The 6,138-nt window shown below is 71.9% G+C and carries 6 protein-coding genes; 2 read left to right on the forward strand and 4 right to left on the reverse strand.

Going from position 1 to position 6,138, the window contains the following annotated elements; all coding sequences use genetic code 11:
- Nucleotides 1-113: 113 nt before the first annotated feature.
- The 4 genes from erm to ABZ319_RS27050 all read right to left on the reverse strand — a co-directional run bounded on the left by erm (nt 114) and on the right by ABZ319_RS27050 (nt 5,467).
- On the reverse strand, nt 114-950 hold the full coding sequence (gene erm, locus ABZ319_RS27035; protein ID WP_354989297.1) for an ErmE/ErmH/ErmO/ErmR family 23S rRNA (adenine(2058)-N(6))-methyltransferase: 837 nt from the start codon (nt 948-950) through the stop codon (nt 114-116).
- Nucleotides 951-1,189: 239 nt separating this feature from the next.
- Nucleotides 1,190-1,933 (reverse strand): adenosylcobinamide-GDP ribazoletransferase, encoded by a 744-nt coding sequence (locus tag ABZ319_RS27040; RefSeq protein WP_354989298.1) that lies wholly within the window; start codon nt 1,931-1,933, stop codon nt 1,190-1,192.
- 408 nt (nt 1,934-2,341) lie between these two features.
- Nucleotides 2,342-4,387, reverse strand: a complete 2,046-nt coding sequence (gene cobT / locus ABZ319_RS27045; RefSeq protein WP_354989299.1) for a nicotinate-nucleotide--dimethylbenzimidazole phosphoribosyltransferase — start codon at nt 4,385-4,387, stop codon at nt 2,342-2,344.
- A gap of 114 nt (nt 4,388-4,501) precedes the next feature.
- On the reverse strand, nt 4,502-5,467 hold the full coding sequence (locus ABZ319_RS27050; protein ID WP_354989300.1) for a helix-turn-helix domain-containing protein: 966 nt from the start codon (nt 5,465-5,467) through the stop codon (nt 4,502-4,504).
- An 86-nt stretch (nt 5,468-5,553) separates the two neighbouring features.
- Between ABZ319_RS27050 and ABZ319_RS27055 the strand changes: the two genes are divergently transcribed.
- On the forward strand, nt 5,554-5,676 hold the full coding sequence (locus tag ABZ319_RS27055; protein ID WP_354989301.1) for a hypothetical protein: 123 nt from the start codon (nt 5,554-5,556) through the stop codon (nt 5,674-5,676).
- Nucleotides 5,673-5,921 carry a hypothetical protein gene (locus tag ABZ319_RS27060; RefSeq protein ID WP_354989302.1) on the forward strand — a complete coding sequence of 83 codons (249 nt, stop codon included), beginning with the start codon at nt 5,673-5,675 and terminating at the stop codon, nt 5,919-5,921. The genes ABZ319_RS27055 and ABZ319_RS27060 overlap by 4 nt, the downstream gene beginning before the upstream one ends.
- The last annotated feature ends 217 nt before the right edge of the window (nt 5,922-6,138 follow it).

Raw genomic sequence — 6,138 nt, forward strand, 5'->3', positions numbered from 1 at the left:
CAGTCGAATACATACAAACGACCGTCCGGTCGGTCCGAATTCGAATTACTCCGCCGGGCCGATCAATTCCCGGGGCCGAGCCGATTCACCGGAATCGACTCGGCCCCGGGACTTTACGAAGTGAGCGAGTCGTACACAGCGATCCACTGCTCGGGATGCACGTACCCGACCACCGTGTCCGGTGCGATCCCCGCCGCGGCCAGCGCCGCGTCCACGCCCCGGTATCGGGTGCGCAGTGACGCCCGCACCGACCCGCCGACCCCGGTGAAGCCCAGCTCCACCAGTGCGGTGAAGGCCGCGCGATCACCCACCAGTGGTTCGGCCCGGCGCTGGATGCGCAGGATCGCCGCGTCCACGGCGGGCACCGGCCGGAAACTGTCCCGGCCCACGCTCGCCCGCAGTTCCCAGCCGAACCACGGCCAGGTCGCCGCGGTGACCAGGCTCCAGCGCCCGTAGTCGCCCGTGCGCTTGCGCGCGTACTCGCGCTGGGTGAGCAGGGTCGCGGAGGTGAGCGCGGGCGCGTTCAGGCACCAGTCCACGATCGCGGCCGTTCGGGAGAACGGGATGTTCCCGGCCACCGCGAATGCCTCACGCGGGGCTCGGGCCTTGATGAAATCGCCGCGGACGACCCGTATTCCACCGTCCGCGCGGGTCCGCGCGGACAGCTTCGCCGCCAGCAGCGGATCGATCTCGTACGCGGTGACCCGGGCTCCGCGCGCGGCCAGCGCCACGGTCACCGCACCGTCACCCGCGCCGGGTTCGAGCACGACACCGCTCGGTTCGGCGGCCCGCACGATCGATTCCACGGCGCGCGGATCGACGAGGAAGTTCTGCGACAGTTCGCGCCGGGCGCGGTCGCGGGGTGTGTGCCCGCCGCTCGCGCCGACCTTGCCCTGGGTATGGGAGTAGTTCCGGTAGCCGGAGGTATGGGATGAGAATTTTTGCGCCACAGCGTGTGCCCTTCCGGGGCTTCGAGAGATAGGAGGTCTCGAAGGGCCCTGGGCCGCGCCTGCGGACGCGCGAGAGAACGCCTGCGTCCGCTAGCGGGCCAGAGCCCGGGCGGAACGGAAACGCACGCAGTAGTGACATGGCATGGCGCCCACCCTAGGAACGCCGCCGCCGCGCCGCAATCGAATTACCCGGCGCGGGCCGATCCCGAACCGCCGGCGAAACCCCTCCGGGGGCGGAACTAGCCGAGCGTGAACGCCACGGCACTCACCGTGACCGCGAGTTCCAGTGCGGCGCCGAGCACATCGCCGTTCAACCCGCCGAACCGCCGCACGCAGTGCCGCACCAGCACCCATGTGAGCCCCAGCGCGAGCGCGACGCCCGTCGGCCCGACCCACCACCGATCGGTGACGAATGCCCCCGCCACCAAGGCGATTCCGGCCCACCCGAGTGCGATGACCGGCCCCTGCGTCCCCGCGACCAGAGCACCGAATCCCGCCCCCGGCGCGGCCTCGACACCCCGCCTGCACGCCACCACCACGGCCACGCGCCCCACCGCGACGGCCAGCACCACCGCCGCCCACCGCCCGGCGTCGGCCAGCGCCCCGAACGAAACCGCCTGCACGGCAACCACGAACACCAGCGCGGCCACCCCGAACGGCCCCGCGCCGCCACTCTTCATGATCTCCCGGGCCCGCTCCGGCGACCCGTAACTCCCGAGCCCGTCCATGGTGTCGGCCAGCCCGTCGAGATGCATCCCCCGCGTGATCAACCCCAGCCCCGCCACCGCCAGAAAACCGCCGAGCAGCGCCACCCCACCCACAACGTCGAAGCCCCACAGCAACCCGGCCGCCCCCAGCCCGAGCAGCACCCCCACCACCGGCGCAAGCCCGATGGCCCGCCCCGCCCCCACCCGATCCACCGTCTCCGGCCCTCGCACCGGAACGACCGTCAGCCACGACACCACCAGCCGCACAGCGTTCACCGCACCCACACCCGGCCGGCGCTGATCCCCCGGAACGCCCAGCCGCTGAGCTCCGCATTGTTCACAGGTGGTCTGCGTGCCACACCACCGCGCAGACCGACGCGTCGGCGACAAGAACGACCCCGCTCGCCGGCGCTTTGCCGCCTCGGACGCCAACCCCGTTGCGCCGGAAGCGGTGCGGGTCGTGGTCGCCGCCGCACACCAGGGCTGCGGCGAGGCAGCTCGGCACGGTCACGACCGCACCCCGCAGTCCGAGCGGAATCGCCTGTCACCCCACCCGCCGCGCATATCTCGAAGTCGCCTTCGCAGCTACACACTTCAGCGCACATGCGCACTCGCGGCCTCGGACGGTTCCGCCGAACGTTGCTTCCCGCCGAGCCGCTCGGCCCGGCGGTCGGTGCCGGGGCACTAGGCACCGGCGGTTTCCGGCGCGCCGGCGGTGCTCACGCCCGCCTCGGCGAAGGTCGCCATCTCGCCCAGGGTCGCGACGGCCGCGCGCAGGAGCGGCAGCGCGGTCAGCGCGCCCGAACCTTCGCCCAGGCGCATCTCCATCTCCAGCAGCGGTTCCATGCCGAGGCGGTCGAGGGCGATCTTGTGCGACGGCTCGCTCGAGCGATGCCCGGCGACCCACCATTCGCTCGCGCCCGAGGCCAGCTGATTGGCCACCAGCGCGGCGGCGGTCACCACCACCCCGTCCAGGATCACCGGCGTGCGGCGCTCGGCGGCGCGCGCCAGGAACCCCGCCATGGCGGCGAAGTCGGCCCCGGACGCGGTGCGCAACAGGTCGATCGGCTCCTTCGCGAACGGCCGCGCCCGCCACATGGCGTCGCGAATCGCGGCGGTCTTGCGGATCCACCCGGCATCGTCGACCCCGGTCCCGCGCCCCACCGCGATGACCGGCTCGGTATCGGTGATCGTCGCGATCAGCACCGTCGCCGGTGTGGTGTTGCCGATTCCCATATCCCCGGCGATCAGCAGATCCGCCCCGGAGTCGATCTCCTCGTCGGCGATCGCGACACCCGCCGCGAGCGCGGCCCGCACCTGTTCGGCGGTGAGCGCGTCCTCCCGATCGATGGACCCGCTGGACCGCCGCACCTTGTGCCGCGAGATCTCCGGCGCGGTATCGCCCTGCACCGCAATGTCTTCCACGCGCACCGTGGCATCGGCCACCCGCGCGAGCACGTTCACCGCCGCCCCACCGGCCAGGAAGTTCGCCACCATCTGCCCGGTCACCGCGCTCGGGTACGCCGACACCCCGTGCTCGGCCACCCCGTGATCCCCGGCGAACACCACGACGCGGGCTCGCTCGAACTGCCGTGGCGGGCACACGCCCTGGCACGCGGCCACCCAGTTCGCCAGCCGCTCCAGCCGCCCCAGCGCCCCGCCCGGCTTGGTCAGCGACCCCTGCCGCTCCGCGGCCGCGAGCCGCACCGCCGCGTCCGGCCCGGGCACCACCCCGAACGAAACCTCGGCGACCTCTTTTTTCGAAAAGTCCAGTCCGCCGGCCGAATCCCCGGCGACACCCACACCCGCGCCGACCGCCACGGCAGCCGCGGCAGCCGCACCGTTCCCCGCCGCACCGCCCGCGGGCACGGTGCCCGCGCCGGTGGCGGGCGCATCCGCCTCATCCTTCGACTCCGCGCCCCCGGCCGTCCCGGCGGCCCGCACAACCTGACTCTGCACAGAATTCGGCCGCAGCAACACCTCGGGGCTCACCGCCTCGGCTGCCGAGACCCCTTGCGCCCCAGCGGCCTCCACCCCCTCGACCTGCGCGACATCGAAGTCGGCCGGTCCCTGCACCTCGGCATCGGAGGCCGAGAACGCCTGCGCGGCAGGCACACCCGCGACCGCACCCGTCACAACGGCGGTCGCCGCGCCCGCGAGATCCGGCTTCAGCCGCAGCGGCTGCCCCGCCACCACCAGGTACACCTCGTCACACACCGCGGCCAGCAGCTGGTTCAGCGTCCCCAGCTCGTCCCGGAACAACCGCCCCGACGGTGACGACGGCACCACGCTCAGCCCGACCTCGGGGCTCACGATCACCAGCGGGTGCTCGTACGCGCTGACCGCGGCGACCAACGCGTCGAAATCCGGCGCGAGCGTCCCGCGCGGCGAACCCCACGCCGCCCGCGCGTCCACCCGCGCGGTCAACCAGGTCCCGAGATCATCGATCAGCGTGGCGGCGGCCGGCGTGCCCAGCGCGGCGATCGGATCGCCCTCGACCACGGTCCAGTGCCCGGGCCGCCGGGCCCGATGCGCCGCAATACGTTCGAGGAAATCCCGATCACCCGGATCCGGCACCGCGGTGGCGATATAGCGCACCGCCCCGTCCCGCCCGGCCGCGCCCGCGGCGGCTTCGGCCAATTGTTCCGCGAGGGCCGACTTCCCGGACCGGGCTCCACCGAGCACCAGCGTCCGCAGCGGCCGATCGGTTGTCTGAGCAGTGTGCGACACGTCAGCACGGTATCAACCGCACCGCCCCGCGGGCCGACTGGCACGACCCGCCGCGCGCCCGCGCGGTCACACCGCCGCTACCGCCCGCGACGATCGCGCCGCGAACCCCGCCCGCTAGGACACCCGGGCCCCGAACCTGCGCCGATATTCCACCGGCGCGATCCCCACCAGCCGCTGGAAATGATGGCGCAGCAGCGCCCCGGATCCGAACCCGCACCGGTGCGCCAGCGACTCCAGATCCAGCTCGGTGTCCTCCAGTAATTGCTTGGCGAGCAGAATCCGCTGTCCGGTCAGCCATTTCACCGGCGTGGTCCCGGTTTCGGCCGCGAACCGGCGCGCGAAGGTCCGGGTCGACATGGCGGTCCGCTCGGCGAGCGATTCCACCGTGTGCGGCAACTCGAGGTGCTCGCCCATCCAGTGCAGGGTGTCGCTGAGACTGTCCGAGCTGCAATCCACCACGGGCCGCTCGATGAACTGCCGCTGCCCGCCGTCGCGCTGCGGCGGCACCACCATGCGCCGGGCGATGGCATTGGCCACCGAACTCCCCAACTCGCGCCGCACCAGATGCAGGCACGCGTCGATCCCGGCCGCGGTCCCTGCGCTGGTGATCAGCGTGCCCTCGTCCACGAACAGCACGTCGGGATCGACGGTGGCCTGCGGAAACCGTTGCGCCAGTTGTTCGACGTACCGCCAGTGCGTGGTGCACTTGCGCCCGTCCAGCAGCCCGGCCTCCCCCGCCAGGAACGCCCCCGAACACACGGTCAGCACGGTGGCCCCGTTGTCCGCGGCCGCCCGCACCGCGTCCACGACCCGCGCGTCCACGTTCTGCAGGGCCGCGAACGGAAAGGCCGGAATAGCCACCAGATCCGCGTCCAGCAGCTGTTCGAGCCCGTACTCCGGCGTCACCTTGATCCCCGGGCTGGAGGTGCTCAGCGGCTTTCCGGGCTCCACCCCGCACACCCGGAAGTCGAACGCGGGCAGGCCGTCCATCGTGCGATCCAGCCCGAAAACCTCACAGACCACGCCGAATTCGAACATGGCGAGGCGGTCGTTGAGCACGACGGCGACCTTGGAAAGCATGGCCCCACCCTACCTGGCTGGATCTTTGCGAACAATGTCAGAACAGCCACTGTTGGCAGGAACTGAACTAAAGAAAACTTACTGCCATGCACCCGCTCGTCGCAATCACCACCGCCGGAACCGCCATGAGCGCCCTGGGCTACCTCACCTACGCCGCCATGGCGTACGGCGCCACCGAATCTCTCCGGAACAGCGAGGACCACGTATGACCGCCATCGCCCCCACCCTGCAACACCGCGCCCCGACCGGCGCATTCCAGCCCGCGACGACCGAATCCCGAGCAGCAGCCATGTTCACTCGCCTCACCGCCCTGTTCGCCGCCGCCGGCCGGGCCGTCCCCTTCCACCGCGAATCCGCCCGGGAGTACCGGGGATCCACCGGCGTCACCGACCGCGACTTCGACCGCACGTCCATGGAGATCCGCGCCATCACCTCCGTGCGCGAACACGGGTGAGCCGCACGAACACCCGGTGCCGCGAGCGATCGGCGGCACGGCCCGGCAAATCGCACGGCGTCGCGCACCCGCCGATCGCACCCGACCACCCCGAAATGCCGCGAGGCCGCCGGACACCCGGCGGCCACGCGCAATTCGGAAACGCGAACTAGACGCAGTCCCCCCCGCTGACCCCCCGCTAACGCCCACCCCAGCCGAAACCAACAGCGACGGGTAG

This window comes from Nocardia sp. NPDC005978, assembly GCF_040614455.1.
Taxonomy (GTDB): Bacteria; Actinomycetota; Actinomycetes; order Mycobacteriales; family Mycobacteriaceae; genus Nocardia.